Genomic DNA, 16,841 nt, shown 5'->3' on the forward strand with positions numbered 1-16,841 from the left:
AATTCGATAAGCACAGGATAAGCATGCTCGATCCCAATCTGCTGCGTAACGAGCCAGACGCAGTCGCTGAAAAACTGGCACGCCGGGGCTTTAAGCTGGATGTAGATAAGCTGCGCGCTCTTGAAGAGCGTCGTAAAGTTCTGCAGGTACAAACTGAAAATCTGCAGGCTGAGCGTAACTCTCGATCGAAATCCATCGGCCAGGCGAAAGCACGCGGGGAAGACATTGAGCCATTGCGTCTGGAAGTGAACAAACTGGGTGAAGAGCTGGATCAGGCGAAAGCTGAACTGGATGTTCTTCAGACCGAAATTCGTGATATCGCGCTGGCGATCCCGAACATTCCTGACGATAGCGTTCCTGTCGGCAAAGACGAAAATGATAACGTTGAAGTGAAACGCTGGGGTACCCCTCGTGAATTCGACTTCGATGTGCGCGATCATGTCACCCTCGGTGAAATGCACGCGGGTCTGGATTTTGCCGCTGCGGTGAAACTGACCGGTTCTCGCTTTGTGGTGATGAAAGGCCAGATCGCGCATCTGCACCGTGCGCTGGCGCAGTTCATGCTGGATCTGCACACCGAGCAGCATGGCTACAGCGAAACCTACGTTCCGTACCTGGTTAATCACGATACGCTGTACGGTACTGGCCAGTTGCCGAAATTTGCAGGCGATCTGTTCCACACCCGTCCGCTGGACGAAGAAGCAGACAGCAGCAACTATGCGTTGATCCCAACGGCTGAAGTGCCGCTGACCAACCTTGTTCGCGATGAGATCATCGACGAAGACGATCTGCCAATCAAACTGACTGCACACTCTCCGTGCTTCCGTTCTGAAGCGGGTTCCTACGGTCGTGATACTCGTGGTCTGATTCGTATGCACCAGTTCGACAAAGTCGAGATGGTTCAGATTGTTCGCCCGGAAGAGTCGATGGATGCGCTGGAAGAGATGACCGGCCATGCAGAGAAAGTGCTTGAGCTGCTGGGTCTGCCGTACCGTCGTATGGCGCTGTGCTCGGGTGATATGGGCTTTGGTGCCTGTAAAACCTACGACCTGGAAGTTTGGGTCCCTGCGCAGAACACCTACCGCGAAATCTCCTCCTGCTCTAACGTTTGGGATTTCCAGGCGCGTCGCATGCAGGCGCGTTGCCGCAGCAAATCTGACAAGAAAACCCGTCTGGTTCATACCCTGAACGGTTCTGGTCTGGCTGTGGGCCGTACGCTGGTTGCGGTGCTGGAAAACTACCAGCAGGCAGACGGCCGTATTGAGATCCCTGAAGTGCTGCGCCCGTACATGAAAGGCCAGCAGTACATCGGTTGATTTGCCCTAAAACAAAAAAGCGCCTGATGGCGCTTTTTTTATGCCTGCGTTTTGACTCCAGACAATAACTTATCCTCCTAAAGTAGTAATACTCACCTCACTCATTATTAGCATAAAAATCTAATAACGAATCAAATCGTTATATAAAAAACTATATAGCGGCGTGTGCCGCACCTTTATTTATTTGTGAGCAACCAAAGTGAGTTTCTATGAAAATCAAAGCGCCTGATGCTCTTCTGGCTGCCGAGGTGAGTCGTCGCGGGTTAGTCAAAACGACGGCGATTGGTGGCCTGGCCGTTGCCAGCAGCGCGTTCACTCTCCCTTTTTCACGGATGGCAACCGCGGCTGAAGCTATCGCGCCGCTGAGTGCCCCGGATAAAGTGGTCTGGAGCGCCTGTACCGTCAACTGTGGCAGCCGTTGCCCGCTGCGGATGCACGTTGTCGATGGTGAAATCAAATATGTCGAAACCGACAACACCGGGGATGATAACTACGAAGGGTTACATCAGGTTCGTGCCTGCCTGCGTGGTCGCTCGATGCGTCGTCGTGTTTACAATCCGGATCGCCTCAAATATCCCATGAAACGCGTGGGCAAACGCGGTGAAGGCAAGTTTGAGCGCATCAGCTGGGAAGAGGCCTTTGATACCATCGCCGGGAATATGCAGCGACTGATCAAAGAGCACGGCAACGAATCCATCTATCTGAACTACGGTACCGGCACGCTCGGTGGCACCCTGACTCGCTCCTGGCCACCGGGAAAAACGCTGATTGCCCGTCTGATGAACTGCTGCGGCGGTTATCTCAATCACTATGGTGATTACTCCTCTGCACAGATCGCCGAAGGGCTGAATTACACCTACGGCGGCTGGGCCGACGGCAACAGCCCGTCCGATATCGAAAACAGCAAACTGGTGGTTCTGTTCGGCAACAATCCGGGTGAAACGCGTATGAGCGGCGGTGGGGTGACCTATTACCTCGAGCAGGCGCGCGCCAAATCTAATGCCCGGATGATCATCGTCGATCCGCGCTATACGGATACCGGCGCTGGTCGTGAAGATGAATGGATCCCGATTCGCCCCGGTACCGATGCGGCGCTGGTGAACGCGCTGGCGTGGGTGATGATCACAGAGAATCTCGTCGATCAGCCATTCCTCGACAAATACTGTGTCGGGTATGACGAGAAAACCTTGCCAGCCAGCGCCCCGGCTAACGGTCATTACAAGGCGTATATCCTTGGACAGGGCAGCGATGGCGTGGCGAAAACGCCGCAATGGGCATCCACCATCACAGGCATTCCCGTTGAGCGTATTGTGCAACTGGCGCGTGAAATTGGCTCGGCGAAACCGGCCTATATCAGCCAAGGCTGGGGCCCGCAGCGTCATGCGAACGGTGAAATTGCCACTCGCGCGATTTCGATGCTCTCAATTTTAACGGGCAACGTCGGCATCCACGGCGGTAACTCCGGCGCGCGTGAAGGCTCTTATTCTTTGCCATTCGAACGCATGCCAACGCTGGAAAACCCGGTGCAGACCAGTATCTCCATGTTTATGTGGACTGATGCGATTGAACGCGGCCCGGAAATGACGGCCCTGCGTGACGGGGTGCGCGGCAAAGATAAACTGGATGTACCGATCAAGATGATCTGGAACTATGCCGGTAACTGCATTATTAATCAGCATTCAGACATCAACCGCACGCATGACATCCTTCAGGATGACAAAAAATGCGAAATGATTGTGGTGATCGACTGCCATATGACCTCGTCGGCAAAATATGCCGATATCCTGCTGCCGGACTGCACCGCCTCTGAGCAGATGGACTTCGCGCTAGATGCCTCCTGCGGCAACATGTCGTACGTCATCTTTGCCGACCAGGCAATCAAACCGCGCTTTGAATGCAAAACCATCTACGAGATGACCACGGAACTGGCTAAACGTCTCGGCGTTGAGCAGCAGTTCACGGAAGGCCGTACTCAGGAAGGGTGGATGCGTCATCTGTATGAACTCTCCCGCAAGGCGATGCCTGAACTGCCTGATTTTGACACCTTCCGTAAGCAAGGGATGTTCAAGCAGCGCGATCCGCAAGGGCATCATGTGGCCTATAAAGCGTTCCGTGAAGATCCGCAGGCGAATCCACTGACTACGCCGTCTGGCAAAATCGAGATTTACTCTGAAGCACTGGCAAAAATTGCCGCCAGCTGGGAGCTGCCAGAAGGGGATGTCATCGATCCATTGCCGATCTACACCCCTGGTTTTGAGAACTATAACGATCCGCTCATCGCCAAATACCCATTGCAGCTCACCGGCTTCCACTATAAATCGCGCGTTCACTCTACCTATGGCAACGTCGATGTGCTGAAAGCGTCGTGCCGCCAGGAGATGTGGATGAACCCGATGGATGCGCAGAAACGTGGCATTGCCAATGGCGATCGCATTCGTATCTTTAACGATCGCGGAGAGGTGCATATCGAGGCGAAAGTGACGCCGCGTATGATGCCAGGCGTGGTCGCGCTGGGGGAAGGGGCCTGGTACAACCCGGATGCCAATCGCATCGACCAGGCAGGCAGCATTAACGTGCTGACCACGCAGCGCCCGTCGCCTCTGGCGAAAGGCAATCCGTCCCACACGAACCTCGTTCAGGTTGAAAAGGTATAAGGAGTAACCGATGACTACCCAGTATGGATTTTTCATTGATTCCAGTCGTTGCACCGGTTGCAAAACCTGCGAGCTGGCGTGTAAAGATTACAAAGACTTAACTCCTGATGTTAGCTTCCGCCGTATCTACGAATACGCAGGCGGCGACTGGCAGGAGGACAACGGCGTCTGGAATCAGAACGTGTTTGCCTACTATCTGTCGATCGCCTGTAACCACTGCGAAGATCCCGCGTGTACCAAAGTGTGCCCAAGCGGCGCGATGCACAAACGTGACGACGGTTTTGTGGTGGTGGACGAAGATGTCTGCATCGGCTGCCGCTACTGCCATATGGCCTGCCCGTATGGCGCGCCGCAGTACAACGCTGCGAAAGGTCACATGACCAAGTGCGACGGCTGCCACAGCCGCGTCGCAGACGGTAAAAAGCCGATCTGCGTGGAGTCCTGCCCGCTGCGCGCGCTGGACTTTGGCCCGATTGAAGAGCTGCGTCAGAAACACGGTCAGCTTGCCGCTGTCGCGCCGCTGCCGTCTGCGCACTTCACGAAGCCAAGTATCGTTATTAAACCGAATGCCAATAGCCGTCCGACGGGTGATACCACCGGCTACCTGGCCAATCCGAAGGAGGTGTGAGATGGGAAGTGGATGGCATGAATGGCCGTTGATGATTTTCACCGTCTTCGGACAGTGCGTGGTGGGCGGGTTTATTGTCCTCGCTCTGGCATTGCTTAAAGGTGATTTACGCGCTGAGCAGCAACAGCGTCTGATACTGGGTATGTTCGGCCTGTGGGTGCTGATGGGGATTGGCTTTATCGCCTCCACGCTCCACCTCGGCTCGCCGCTGCGCGCATTTAACTCCCTGAACCGTATCGGCGCCTCTTCGCTCAGTAATGAAATTGCGAGTGGGGCGATCTTTTTTGCTGTCGGTGGTCTTGGCTGGCTGCTGGCAGCACTGAAGAAGTTACCGTCAGGGTTGCGCGGTGTGTGGCTGATCGTGACCATGGTGCTTGGGGTCGTATTTGTCTGGATGATGGTACGCGTCTATAACACCATCGATACCGTTCCTACATGGTACAGCGTCTGGACACCAATGAGCTTCTTCCTGACCATGTTTATTGGTGGTCCGCTACTGGGCTTCCTGCTGCTGCGCGTGGCGGGTGTCGATGGTTGGGCAATGCGCCTTCTGCCGGCGGTATCACTGCTGGCGCTGGTGATCAGTGCAATGGTTGCGTTGATGCAGGGCGCTGAGCTGGCGGCTATCCATAGCTCTATTCAGCAAGCGTCGGCGCTGGTACCGGATTACGGTTCGCTGATGGCCTGGCGTATCGCACTGCTGGTTGCGGCTCTGGCCTGCTGGGTAATCCCGCAGGTGAAAGGATATCAACCGGCCGTTCCGCTGCTGTCTCTGGCCTTCGTGCTGGTACTGGCAGGGGAGCTGATTGGTCGCGGTGTGTTCTACGGTCTGCATATGACGGTAGGTATGGCTGTCGCCAGTTAAACGATCGTTTGGTTATATCGAGCCGGGGCAATTGCTCCGGCTTTTTTATTTTCTATCATGAAATTTTTCAACTGAGCGCGGCCGTTAATTTGCCTCAGAGATTAATAAAAACAATCAGATAATTATTACGTATTGTATTGGCTGCGCACGGAGGATGAATTTTTTAAATCGACAGCGAACAAATCGTGCGAGGCCGCTAACTGCATGGATTGACTTTGTTTTTGCCGGTGGCATGATGCGCTCGAATCTTTATTTCCTCACGGTTAAAATCCATGACCACCTACACCCGCCCAGTGCTGCTCTTGCTCTGTGGCCTGCTTTTGTTGACCCTGGCGATAGCGGTATTAAATACGCTCGTCCCGCTTTGGCTCGCCCATGAAAACCTTCCGACATGGCAGGTGGGGATGGTCAGCTCATCCTATTTTACCGGTAATCTGCTGGGTACTTTGCTGACCGGTAAACTGATCAAACGTTTCGGGTTCAACCGCAGTTATTACCTGGCCTCGCTGATCTTTGCGGCCGGTTGCGTTGGTCTGGGCGTGATGGTCGGATTCTGGAGTTGGATGAGCTTCCGTTTTATCGCTGGCGTCGGCTGCGCGATGATCTGGGTGGTGGTGGAAAGCGCACTGATGTGCAGTGGGACATCCCGCAATCGTGGCCGCTTACTGGCGGCGTACATGATGGTCTATTACGTGGGGACGGTGCTGGGTCAGTTGATGATCAGCAAACTGCCTACCGATTTGATGAGCGTCCTGCCGTGGGTGACTGGTATGGTGCTGGCGGCGATTCTGCCTCTGCTCTTTACCCGAATTGTGAATCAGGGCAGCGAACATCAGGAAGCGACGCAGGTCTGGCCGATGCTGAGATTGCGTCATGCACGCCTGGGTATCAACGGCTGTATTATTTCCGGGATTGTACTCGGCTCGCTGTATGGCCTGATGCCGCTCTACCTGAATCATAAAGGTGTGAGTGATTCCGGTATTGGTTTCTGGATGGCTGTGATGGTCAGCGCGGGCATCGTGGGGCAATGGCCTATCGGTAAACTGGCCGATAAATTTGGTCGTCTGTTGGTGCTGCGCGTGCAGGTTTTCGTGGTGATCATGGGCTGTCTGGCGATGCTGAGCAACGCGGCGATGGCCCCGGCGCTGTTTATCCTGGGGGCTGCGGGCTTTACGCTCTATCCGGTAGCGATGGCCTGGGCCTGTGAAAAAGTCGAGCATCACCAGCTGGTGGCGATGAATCAGGCACTGCTTCTGAGCTATACCATCGGGAGCTTGCTGGGTCCGACGTTTACGTCCATGCTAATGCAGAGCTATTCAGATAATCTGCTGTTTATCATGATTGCCAGCGTGTCGTTTATCTATCTCCTGATGCTGCTGCGAAAAGCAGGGGAGCATCCGACGCCAGTGGCGCATGCCTGATACAAAAAAGCCCGGTGCATATTGCCCGGGCTTTTGTCATTCAGACCTCTTTTAGTACATCACTTTGTGACCATACTGTTCGAGAATGCCTTTGACGCGTTCCATCGTCTCTTTCTTAGGCGGTTTAACGCCGTCGAGTTTGTATTCTTCACCCATCGCCACCCACTTGTGTTTGCCCAGCTCGTGATAGGGCAGCAGCTCGATTTTCTCGACATTGCCCATGTCGCGAGTAAATTCGCCGAGGCGATGCGCGGAGTCATCATCATCTGACCAGCCCGGAACCACCACATAGCGAATCCAGGTTTTGATCCCTTTATCGGCAATGTATTTGGCAAATTCCAGAGTACGGTGGTTCGAGACGCCAACCAGATTCTGGTGGATCTCATCGTTCATCTGTTTCAGATCGAGCATCACCAGATCGGTCACTTCAAGCAGTTCATCAATCACCGGATCGTAGCGACGGACAAAACCGTTAGTGTCCAGGCAAGTGTGAATACCTTCTTTGCGGCAGGCACGGAACCAGTCGCGAACGAATTCCGCCTGCAGGATTGCTTCGCCACCTGAGGCCGTCACGCCACCACCGGATGCATTCATAAAGTGGCGATAGGTGACCACTTCTTTCATCAACTCTTCAACGGTGATCTCTTTGCCGCCGTGGGTGTCCCAGGTGTCGCGGTTGTGGCAGTACAGGCAGCGCATCAGGCAGCCCTGGAAGAAGGTAATAAAGCGGATGCCTGGGCCGTCGACGGTGCCACAGGATTCAAAGGAGTGAATGCGACCAATAGTTGACATTGCGGTGATATCTCCAGATTCGGTCCGTCCGGGACCTGTTTATGTGCATAGCTCATCGGCTATGTCGAGTCTGTTTTGGCTGTTATCCATTAAGTATATAGATAGCGGACAAAAGAGACTGGTGTGGAGAGGGTGTTAAAAAGGCCCCACTGACGTGGAGCCTTTATTGTACGCTTTTTACTGCGTGATTTCAGTCAATTCCAGTTAGATGGATTGAGTGAAAGTACGGGTGATAACGTCCTGCTGCTGTTCTTTAGTCAGGGAGTTAAAACGTACTGCGTAGCCAGATACACGAATGGTCAGCTGCGGATATTTTTCCGGGTTTTCCATCGCGTCGAGCAGCATTTCACGGTTCATCACGTTCACGTTCAAGTGCTGACCACCTTCGATGGAAGATTCGTGATGGAAGTAACCGTCCATCAGACCTGCCAGGTTGGTTTTACGCACTTCGTCGTCTTTACCCAGCGCATTTGGAACGATGGAGAAGGTATAAGAAATACCATCTTTCGCGTAAGCAAACGGCAGTTTAGCAACGGAAGTCAGAGAGGCAACAGCACCTTTCTGGTCACGACCGTGCATTGGGTTAGCACCTGGACCGAATGGAGCGCCAGCGCGACGACCGTCTGGGGTGTTACCGGTTTTCTTACCGTACACAACGTTAGAAGTGATGGTCAGAACAGACTGAGTCGGGATAGCGTTGCGGTAGGTAGTCAGTTTCTGAATTTTCTTCATGAAACGTTCAACCAGGTCAACGGCCATGTCATCGACACGAGAGTCGTTGTTACCAAACTGCGGGTATTCGCCTTCGATTTCGAAGTCAGTCGCCAGACCATCTTCGTCACGAATTGGTTTAACTTTCGCATATTTGATAGCAGACAGGGAGTCAGCTGCAACGGACAGACCTGCGATACCACATGCCATGGTGCGAACCACGTCACGGTCGTGCAGAGCCATCAGAGAAGCTTCGTAGCTGTACTTGTCGTGCATGTAGTGGATGATGTTCAGGGCGGTGACATACTGCTTAGCCAGCCAGTCCATGAAGTGATCCATACGGTCCATCACTTCGTCGAAGTTCAGAACGTCGCCTTTGATTGGTTCAGATTTAGGACCAACCTGGATTTTCAGTTTTTCATCAACGCCGCCGTTGATTGCATACAGCATGGTTTTCGCGAGGTTAGCACGAGCACCGAAGAACTGCATTTGCTTACCAACAACCATTGGGCTTACGCAGCAAGCGATAGCGTAGTCGTCGTTGTTGAAGTCAGGACGCATCAGATCATCGTTCTCGTATTGCAGAGAAGAGGTATCGATGGAAACTTTAGCAGCGAATTTCTTGAAGTTCAGAGGCAGTTTTTCTGACCACAGAACAGTGATGTTCGGTTCCGGAGACGGACCCATGGTGTACAGGGTGTTCAGGAAACGGAAGCTGTTTTTGGTTACCAGAGTACGGCCATCAACGCCCATACCACCGATAGATTCAGTTGCCCAGATTGGGTCACCGGAGAACAGCTCATCATATTCTGGGGTACGCAGGAAGCGAACCATACGCAGTTTCATGACCAGGTGGTCAATCATTTCCTGTGCGTCTTGCTCGGTGATTTTGCCTGCTTTGATGTCACGTTCGATGTAAGCATCCAGGAAGGTGGATACGCGACCGAAGGACATTGCTGCGCCGTTCTGAGACTTAACAGCAGCCAGGTAGCCGAAGTAAGTCCACTGGATAGCTTCCTGAGCGTTGGTAGCAGGACCAGAGATATCGCAGCCATATTTAGCAGCCATTTCTTTGATCTGACCCAGCGCACGGTGCTGTTCAGAGATCTCTTCACGCAGACGGATAGTTGCTTCCAGGTTTACGCCGTTTTCCAGATCAGATTGCAGTGACAGGAACTGTGCGTATTTGTCTTTCAGCAGGAAGTCGATACCGTACAGTGCAACGCGACGGTAGTCACCGATGATACGGCCACGGCCATACGCATCTGGCAGACCAGTCAGAACACCGGATTTACGGCAGTTCAGGATGTCTTTGGTGTAAACGTCAAACACGCCCTGGTTGTGAGTTTTGCGGTAGTCGGTGAAGATTTTCTTCAGCATTGGGTCCAGCTCGCGATTGTACGCTTTGCAGGAACCTTCAACCATTTTGATGCCACCGAACGGGATAATCGCACGTTTCAGTGGTTTTTCAGTCTGCAGACCAACGATTTTCTCAAGGGCTTTGTTGATGTAGCCAGCGTCGTGAGAAGTGATGGTAGAGGCAACGGAAGTATCGAAATCAACTGGCGCGTGAGTGCGGTTTTCCAGTTTGACGCCTTCCATAACATTGTCCCACAGCTTGGTTGTTGCGTCAGTAGCACCAGCCAGGAAGGATTCGTCACCTTCATACGGGGTATAGTTTTTCTGAATGAAGTCACGTACGTTGACTTCTTTCTGCCAGTCACCTTTCGCAAAACCTTCCCAGGCTGTGGCTAACTTTTCATTAAGCTCGGACATGTGATACCTACCTTCTTAAGTGGATTTTTCTTTACTGCCTGAGAAACCATCAATGATGATTGTCGCCACGCAGGTAAATGACCCAGTATGTCAACCCAACCAGCAGACCCCCACCGATAATGTTCCCAATAGTGACAGGGATCAGGTTATCTGTGATGAAGTTCATAATAGTCAGGTGAGAGAAACTTTCCGGGGTTGAACCAACTGCGGTCCAGAACTCCGGGCTCGCAAAGTTGCGGATTACGATACCCATCGGGATCATAAACATGTTTGCGATACTGTGCTCAAAGCCGCTGGCAACGAACATCGCAACCGGCAGAACCATAATCATGGCTTTGTCCATCAGGCTGCGGCCAGAGTAGCTCATCCAGACTGCCAGGCAGACCATCAGGTTTGCGAGGATGCCGAGAGCGACGGCTTCGATAAAGGTGTGATGCATTTTGTGGTCAGCGGTTTGCAGGACGTTGAGTCCCCAGCCACCGTTGGCGGTCATATACTCGCCGGATAACCACATAAGCAGTACAAAGAGCAAACAGCCAATCAGGTTGCCAACGTAGACATTAATCCAGTTGCGCGCCAGCTGACCCCAGGTGATTCTTCCGCTCGCTTTTGCCACCACGATAAGCACCGTTGAGGTAAAGAGGTCGGCGCCGCAAATGACGCACAGAATCAAGCCCAGTGAGAAACAGATACCGCCAATCAGTTTCGCAATACCGAAAGGCATCGCAGCAGTACCGGTTGTCGCAGTGATGTAGAAGACGAAGGCGATGGAGATGAACACACCAGCGGTAATCGCCAGATAGAACGTCGTCATCGGGTGTTTCGTTGCTTTATAGACACCCGCTTCTTCGGCAACTTTGGCCATCGCAGCTGGGAGTAATAGATCAAAAGGGTTGTCAGCTTTCACACTAACTCTCTCTTTATTAAGTCGGCGACGAGATACTAACAAAGCATTATAGAAGAGAAATTGATATAGATCATATCTCGCCTGGCTTATAGGCCCGCAAAGCGCATGGTTTTGCAACAAATGCGGAGTAAGTTTTTGATTATCCGTATAAAAATAAATTTTAAAAGTTATGAAAAGAGTTGAATTATTTCCTGTAACCTCTCCCGAAGCAGTTAATTAAAATGGAGTAATTACCCTAAAAAGTAACAGTAAAGCCCAGGTAAGCATAATTATATTTACCTGTAATTAACTTTATTATTACAATCAAAATTCATTGCAAAAGAAATAAAAAAACGGGGCAATGAAATTGCCCCGTAATATAGCCCAGACGTGGAAATACGCCTACTGTCTGTAATGCTATGTGCGCTTATTTTGACCAGTAGGCCGCTTTCGCGCGCTGCAGTTTTTCGTAAGCTCTGAGCAGTGACTGATGCGCCGGGAAGGCTTTCAGATCGCTATCGACAGCCTGAAGGCCATAGAACGGCGCTTCACCGCTCAGTGCGGCGCTGGCGGCTTCAACAGCGTCGGCACCGTACATACGCACGAACGCATTGAGATATTGCAGCGGCTGACGATCCTCTTCCTGAGACAGGAGTAGCAGGGTCTGCAGGCAACGATAATAGTTAGCGCGCTCAGGGCTGAAGACCGACTGGTTGTACTCAATGGTCCATTCCGTCCAGGCCAGAGCCTGATCCAGATCGCCACCGGCCAGGGCCAGCATGGATTTCAGCTCGCCCACACGCAGGGTGTACCAGCCATTGTCTTTGCCGGTTGCCAGGCCCAGCAGCTCGCGTACGCGGGTAAGATCGTCGTGGCCTTCGTCGTCCAGCTGGGCGATCAGGTTCAGATAATCCTCTTTTTCCCACTCGCTACCCGGCAGAGCCAGCAGCGTTTCGCGCAGATGGCTGCCCATGCTGTTGTTGGCCAGCCACAGATCTTCTGCCGGATAAATGTCGGACATGCCCGGCACGATAATACGGCAAGCGTAGACGCTCAGGTGCTCGTAATCGGCGATGTACACTTCTTTATCTTCTGCTTTGAAGATTGCCATCAGCGTGGCGAACTCTTCTTCCGTGGTGCCGGAGAAACTCCAGTCCACGAATTCATAGTCGGCGTCCTGCTTGAACATATCCCAGGAGATCAAACCGCTTGAATCGATGAAGTGCGTTTCGAGGTTGGTGTGTTCGCCCACTTCTTCGTCGTCAAACGTTGGCGGGGTAAAGACATCGAGATCTTTCAGGCTACGGCCCTGAAGCAGCTCGGTGACGGTACGTTCCAGCGCCACACCGAAGTCAGGGTGGGCGCCAAACGACGCGAAGCAAGTGCCGTTCGCCGGGTTGAACAGTACCACGCAGATTACCGGGTATTTACCGCCCAGAGAGCCGTCGTAAGCAAAGATTGGGAAACCTTCTGCTTCCAGTTTAGCGATAGATTCCACCACGCCCGGATAGCGCGCCAGTACCTCGCTCGGGATTTCCGGCAGGCTGATGGACTCGGCGATAATACGGTTTTTGATATGACGCTCAAACACCTCGGACAGCCCCTGCACGCGGGCTTCGTTACGGGTATTACCTGCGGACATGCCGTTGGACACGTACAGGTTGCCGACGATGTTCATCGGGATATAAACAGTGTGATCGTCAGACAGACGGGTAAACGGCAGGGCGCAGATACCACGCTCATCGTTACCGGACTGCAGATCGACCAACATACCGGCGGTCAGTTCGTTATCCGGATCGTAGAACTTGCGCAGACGCGCATCCAGAATGCCTTCCGGCAGCGTGTCATCTTCCGTCAGCGGGAACCACTTTTCGTTCGGGTAGTGCACGAACGGGCCGTTGGCGATGGTTTCGCCCAGCCAGAAATCAGCGAAGAAGTAGTTGGTGGACAGGCGCTCAAAATACTCACCCAGGGCAGAAGCCAGAGCCGCTTTTTTGGTGGCGCCTTTACCATTGGTAAAGCACAGCGCACAGTCGGTGTCGCGAATATGGACAGACCAGACGTGAGGTACCGGGTTGAGCCAGGAGGCTTCTTCGATATTAAAACCCAGGTCGGTCAGTTTCTGCTGGAAGCGAGCGATGGAATCTTCCAGAGCGGCGTCTTTGCCGGGGATAAATGTTTGAGTCATGGCGATCACTTTTATCGTACGTAAAGCGCGCAATGATACGGGTTTTGCGTGGCAGGCGCTATCTTCGCGAGGAGAAGAGCGAAAATAAAAGACTCAGCTATGCTTATCAGCAGTAACTTACTGTTAAGGCGAATAAAAATGAAAGCGTTCGATCTTCAGCGGATGGCGTTCGACAAAGTCCCGCTTGAGTTCTTAGGGGAAGTGGCTTTGCGCAGCCTCTACACCTTTATTCTGGTGTTTCTGTTTCTCAAAATCACAGGGCGGCGCGGCGTTAGGCAGATGTCACTGTTTGAAGTCCTGATCATTCTGACACTCGGCTCTGCGGCCGGTGACGTCGCGTTTTATGACGATGTGCCGATGATTCCGGTGTTGATCGTTTTTGTCACGCTGGGCTTGCTCTATCGGCTGGTGATGTGGCTGATGTCGAAAAGCGAAAAAATCGAGGATCTGCTGGAAGGTAAGCCGGTGGTGATTGTCGAAGAAGGGCAACTGGCCTGGGAGAAGGTGCGCAGCGCTAACATGACTGAATTTGAGTTTTTCATGGAGCTGCGCTTAAACAGCGTGGAACAGCTGGGCCAGGTGCGGCTGGCGATCATGGAAACGAACGGGCAGATTAGCGTCTACTACTATGACGATGATGACGTGAAACCGGGTTTATGCATTTTGCCGGATGAATACGTTGAACGCTTTACCACCGTCCCGGAGGCAGGAGAGTACGCCTGTCGACGCTGTAGCCATGTTCTGACGATGCAGCCGGGCGATCATCAACTTTGCCCTCGCTGTGCGAATCCAGTATGGACGAAGGTGAGCCGGGCTAAACGCGTCACCTGACAGCCAATTTGTCGGTTTTGTGACAACGCGCTGGCAGATTGTTTTGTGTGAGCGGGGACACATTTTCCCGGTCATAAGTTTTAGACATTGCGGCGCGTGTCACTGAATGATAAAACCGATATCCACAGTTATAACTTATGGCTTTTAGCGTGGTGAGGGTAAATGGCTCAGGTCTTTAATTTCAGTTCAGGTCCGGCAATGCTACCGGCGGATGTGCTTAAACAGGCTCAGCAGGAGCTTTGCGACTGGCAGGGTCTCGGTACATCGGTGATGGAAATTAGCCATCGTGGAAAAGAGTTTATCCAGGTGGCGGAAGAGGCAGAAAAAGATTTTCGCGATCTGCTGAATATTCCCTCGAACTACAAAGTATTGTTCTGCCACGGCGGCGGGCGCGGTCAGTTTGCCGGCATCCCGCTGAATCTGCTCGGCGACAAAACCACCGCAGACTACGTTGATGCCGGCTACTGGGCCGCCAGCGCAGTGAAAGAAGCCAAAAAATACTGCACCCCGAATGTTATCGACGCCAAAATTACTGTTGATGGCCTGCGCGGCGTGAAGCCGATGAGTGAATGGCAGCTGTCCAGCGACGCGGCCTATCTTCACTACTGCCCGAACGAGACTATCGACGGGATCGCCATTCACGAAGAGCCGAACTTTGGCGACAACGTCGTCGTAACGGCTGATTTATCCTCAACCATTCTCTCTGGCCCGCTGGATGTCAGCCGCTACGGCGTGATTTATGCTGGCGCGCAGAAGAACATTGGCCCGGCTGGTTTAACGTTAGTGATTGTCCGCGAAGATCTGCTGGGCAAAGCGCACCAGGCCTGCCCGTCGATTCTGGACTATACCGTTCTGAATGATAACGACTCCATGTTTAACACCCCGCCGACCTTCGCCTGGTATCTTTCTGGCCTTGTCTTCAAATGGCTGAAGAAAAATGGCGGTGTGGCGCAGATGGACAAGATCAATCAGCAAAAAGCGACCCTTCTGTACAGCGCGATTGATGGCAGCGGCTTCTATCGCAACGACGTGGCCAGCGCGAATCGTTCTCGCATGAACGTGCCGTTCCAGTTGGCTGACAGCAATCTTGATAAGCTGTTCCTCGAAGAGTCCTTCGCGGCGGGTCTGCATGCCCTGAAAGGCCACCGCGTGGTCGGCGGCATGCGTGCTTCCATCTACAATGCGATGCCGCTGGAAGGCGTCAAAGCGCTGACTGATTTTATGGCCGACTTCGAACGTCGCCACGGTTAATTGCGCGAGTTTTTCACCCCCGTAGCCTCGCTGCGGGGTTTTTATTATGTTGATTTGAGAGTTAAGTTTCATGGAATCCCTGACGTTACAACCGATCGCGCGGGTAGATGGCACCATTAATCTGCCTGGTTCAAAAAGTGTCTCGAACCGCGCCCTGCTGCTGGCTGCTCTGGCAAATGGCACCACTGTTCTCACTAACCTGCTGGATAGTGACGACGTTCGCCATATGCTGAATGCGCTGAACGCGTTAGGTGTTCAGTACACGCTGTCAGCCGATCGTACGCGTTGTGAAGTGACGGGCAACGGCGGTGCGCTGCAAACTGTCGACGAGCTGGAGCTGTTTCTCGGCAACGCGGGTACGGCAATGCGCCCTCTGGCGGCGGCGCTGTGCCTGGGCAGCAACAATGTTGTGCTGACCGGCGAGCCACGCATGAAAGAGCGCCCGATCGGTCATCTGGTGGATGCCCTGCGTCAGGGCGGCGCGCAGATTGACTATCTGGAGCAGGAAAATTACCCACCACTGCGTCTTCGCGGTGGATTTACGGGCGGCGAAGTCGCAGTAGACGGTAGCGTTTCCAGCCAGTTCCTGACGGCGCTGCTGATGACGGCACCGCTGGCATCTCAGGATACGGTGATCACCATCAAAGGGGATCTGGTTTCCAAACCCTACATTGATATCACCCTGCATCTGATGAAGACGTTTGGCGTCGAGGTGGAAAACCAGGCGTATCAGCGCTTCGTGGTGCGTGGTGCGCAGCAGTATCAGTCGCCGGGCCACTATCTGGTGGAAGGGGATGCGTCATCCGCCTCCTATTTCCTCGCGGCCGGTGCGATTAAAGGCGGCACGGTGAAAGTCACCGGTATCGGGCGTAACAGCGTTCAGGGCGACATTCGCTTTGCCGACGTGCTGGAAAAAATGGGCGCCGTCATCACCTGGGGCGATGATTTTATCGCCTGTACCCGCGGTGAGCTGAACGCGGTCGATATGGATATGAACCATATTCCTGATGCGGCGATGACCATTGCGACGGCAGCACTGTTTGCCAAAGGCACCACAACGCTACGTAATATCTACAACTGGCGCGTAAAAGAGACGGACCGCCTGTTTGCGATGGCGACGGAGCTACGTAAAGTGGGCGCTGAAGTGGAAGAGGGCGAAGACTACATTCGCGTGACGCCACCAGCCAAACTGCAGGTTGCAGAGATCGGTACATACAACGATCACCGTATGGCGATGTGTTTCTCGCTGGTGGCCTTGTCCGATACGCCAGTGACCGTTCTGGACCCGAAATGCACCGCAAAAACGTTCCCGGACTATTTCGAACAGCTGGCGCGCATTAGCACACTTGCCTGATTCTTCCCTGGGTGAGACGAAAAAGCCGACCACGAGTCGGCTTTTTTTATCCCTGCATGAACACCACCTCCTATGGAGGTGGTCAGCAATAAGTTGGCTCTGCCAATAATGCTACTCATGGGAAAATCCGAATCTGTTATCCCCATAACTGATAAGGATTTAACCATG

General features: G+C 53.1%; 12 protein-coding genes. 8 read left to right on the forward strand and 4 right to left on the reverse strand.

Features of this window, described 5'->3' with window-relative positions; genetic code table 11:
* Window positions 1-23: 23 nt before the first annotated feature.
* From serS to F153LOC_RS15400, 5 genes are all read left to right on the forward strand, one after another.
* Window positions 24-1,316 (forward strand): serine--tRNA ligase, encoded by a 1,293-nt coding sequence (serS, locus tag F153LOC_RS15380; RefSeq protein ID WP_100777011.1) that lies wholly within the window; start codon window positions 24-26, stop codon window positions 1,314-1,316.
* A gap of 209 nt (window positions 1,317-1,525) precedes the next feature.
* Window positions 1,526-3,970, forward strand: a complete 2,445-nt coding sequence (gene dmsA, locus F153LOC_RS15385; protein WP_102105150.1) for a dimethylsulfoxide reductase subunit A — start codon at window positions 1,526-1,528, stop codon at window positions 3,968-3,970.
* Between the two features lie 10 nt (window positions 3,971-3,980).
* A complete protein-coding gene (locus F153LOC_RS15390) occupies window positions 3,981-4,598 on the forward strand; it encodes a DMSO/selenate family reductase complex B subunit (RefSeq protein WP_102105149.1) in 618 nt (205 codons plus the stop codon).
* Between the two features lies 1 nt (window position 4,599).
* Entirely contained in the window at window positions 4,600-5,463 is an 864-nt protein-coding gene (locus F153LOC_RS15395) for a dimethyl sulfoxide reductase anchor subunit family protein (RefSeq protein WP_102105148.1), read from the forward strand.
* Between the two features lie 272 nt (window positions 5,464-5,735).
* Window positions 5,736-6,884, forward strand: coding sequence for an MFS transporter (locus F153LOC_RS15400; protein WP_102105147.1), 1,149 nt, complete (start codon window positions 5,736-5,738; stop codon window positions 6,882-6,884).
* A gap of 51 nt (window positions 6,885-6,935) precedes the next feature.
* On the opposite strand, the gene pflA is transcribed toward F153LOC_RS15400, so the two are convergent.
* The 4 genes from pflA to ycaO form a co-directional block, all read right to left on the reverse strand.
* Complete coding sequence (pflA, locus tag F153LOC_RS15405) at window positions 6,936-7,676, reverse strand: pyruvate formate lyase 1-activating protein (protein ID WP_100777006.1); 741 nt, start codon at window positions 7,674-7,676, stop codon at window positions 6,936-6,938.
* 204 nt (window positions 7,677-7,880) lie between these two features.
* Entirely contained in the window at window positions 7,881-10,163 is a 2,283-nt protein-coding gene (gene pflB, locus F153LOC_RS15410; protein ID WP_100777005.1) for a formate C-acetyltransferase, read from the reverse strand.
* A gap of 49 nt (window positions 10,164-10,212) precedes the next feature.
* Window positions 10,213-11,070 (reverse strand): formate transporter FocA, encoded by an 858-nt coding sequence (gene focA / locus F153LOC_RS15415; RefSeq protein WP_123429160.1) that lies wholly within the window; start codon window positions 11,068-11,070, stop codon window positions 10,213-10,215.
* 406 nt (window positions 11,071-11,476) lie between these two features.
* Window positions 11,477-13,237 (reverse strand): 30S ribosomal protein S12 methylthiotransferase accessory factor YcaO, encoded by a 1,761-nt coding sequence (gene ycaO / locus F153LOC_RS15420; RefSeq protein ID WP_102105145.1) that lies wholly within the window; start codon window positions 13,235-13,237, stop codon window positions 11,477-11,479.
* A 138-nt stretch (window positions 13,238-13,375) separates the two neighbouring features.
* Between ycaO and F153LOC_RS15425 the strand changes: the two genes are divergently transcribed.
* The 3 genes from F153LOC_RS15425 (at window position 13,376) to aroA (ending at window position 16,673) form a co-directional block, all read left to right on the forward strand.
* The gene (locus F153LOC_RS15425; RefSeq protein ID WP_100777002.1) at window positions 13,376-14,068 is read left to right on the forward strand and encodes a DUF421 domain-containing protein; all 693 of its coding nucleotides are present in this window, start codon (window positions 13,376-13,378) and stop codon (window positions 14,066-14,068) included.
* A 162-nt stretch (window positions 14,069-14,230) separates the two neighbouring features.
* The gene (gene serC / locus F153LOC_RS15430; protein ID WP_102105144.1) at window positions 14,231-15,319 is read left to right on the forward strand and encodes a 3-phosphoserine/phosphohydroxythreonine transaminase; all 1,089 of its coding nucleotides are present in this window, start codon (window positions 14,231-14,233) and stop codon (window positions 15,317-15,319) included.
* A gap of 70 nt (window positions 15,320-15,389) precedes the next feature.
* On the forward strand, window positions 15,390-16,673 hold the full coding sequence (gene aroA / locus F153LOC_RS15435) for a 3-phosphoshikimate 1-carboxyvinyltransferase (RefSeq protein WP_102105143.1): 1,284 nt from the start codon (window positions 15,390-15,392) through the stop codon (window positions 16,671-16,673).
* Window positions 16,674-16,841 lie beyond the last annotated feature (168 nt).

Source organism: Lelliottia sp. F153, from assembly GCF_002870005.1.
Taxonomy (GTDB): domain Bacteria; phylum Pseudomonadota; class Gammaproteobacteria; order Enterobacterales; family Enterobacteriaceae; genus Enterobacter; species Enterobacter nimipressuralis.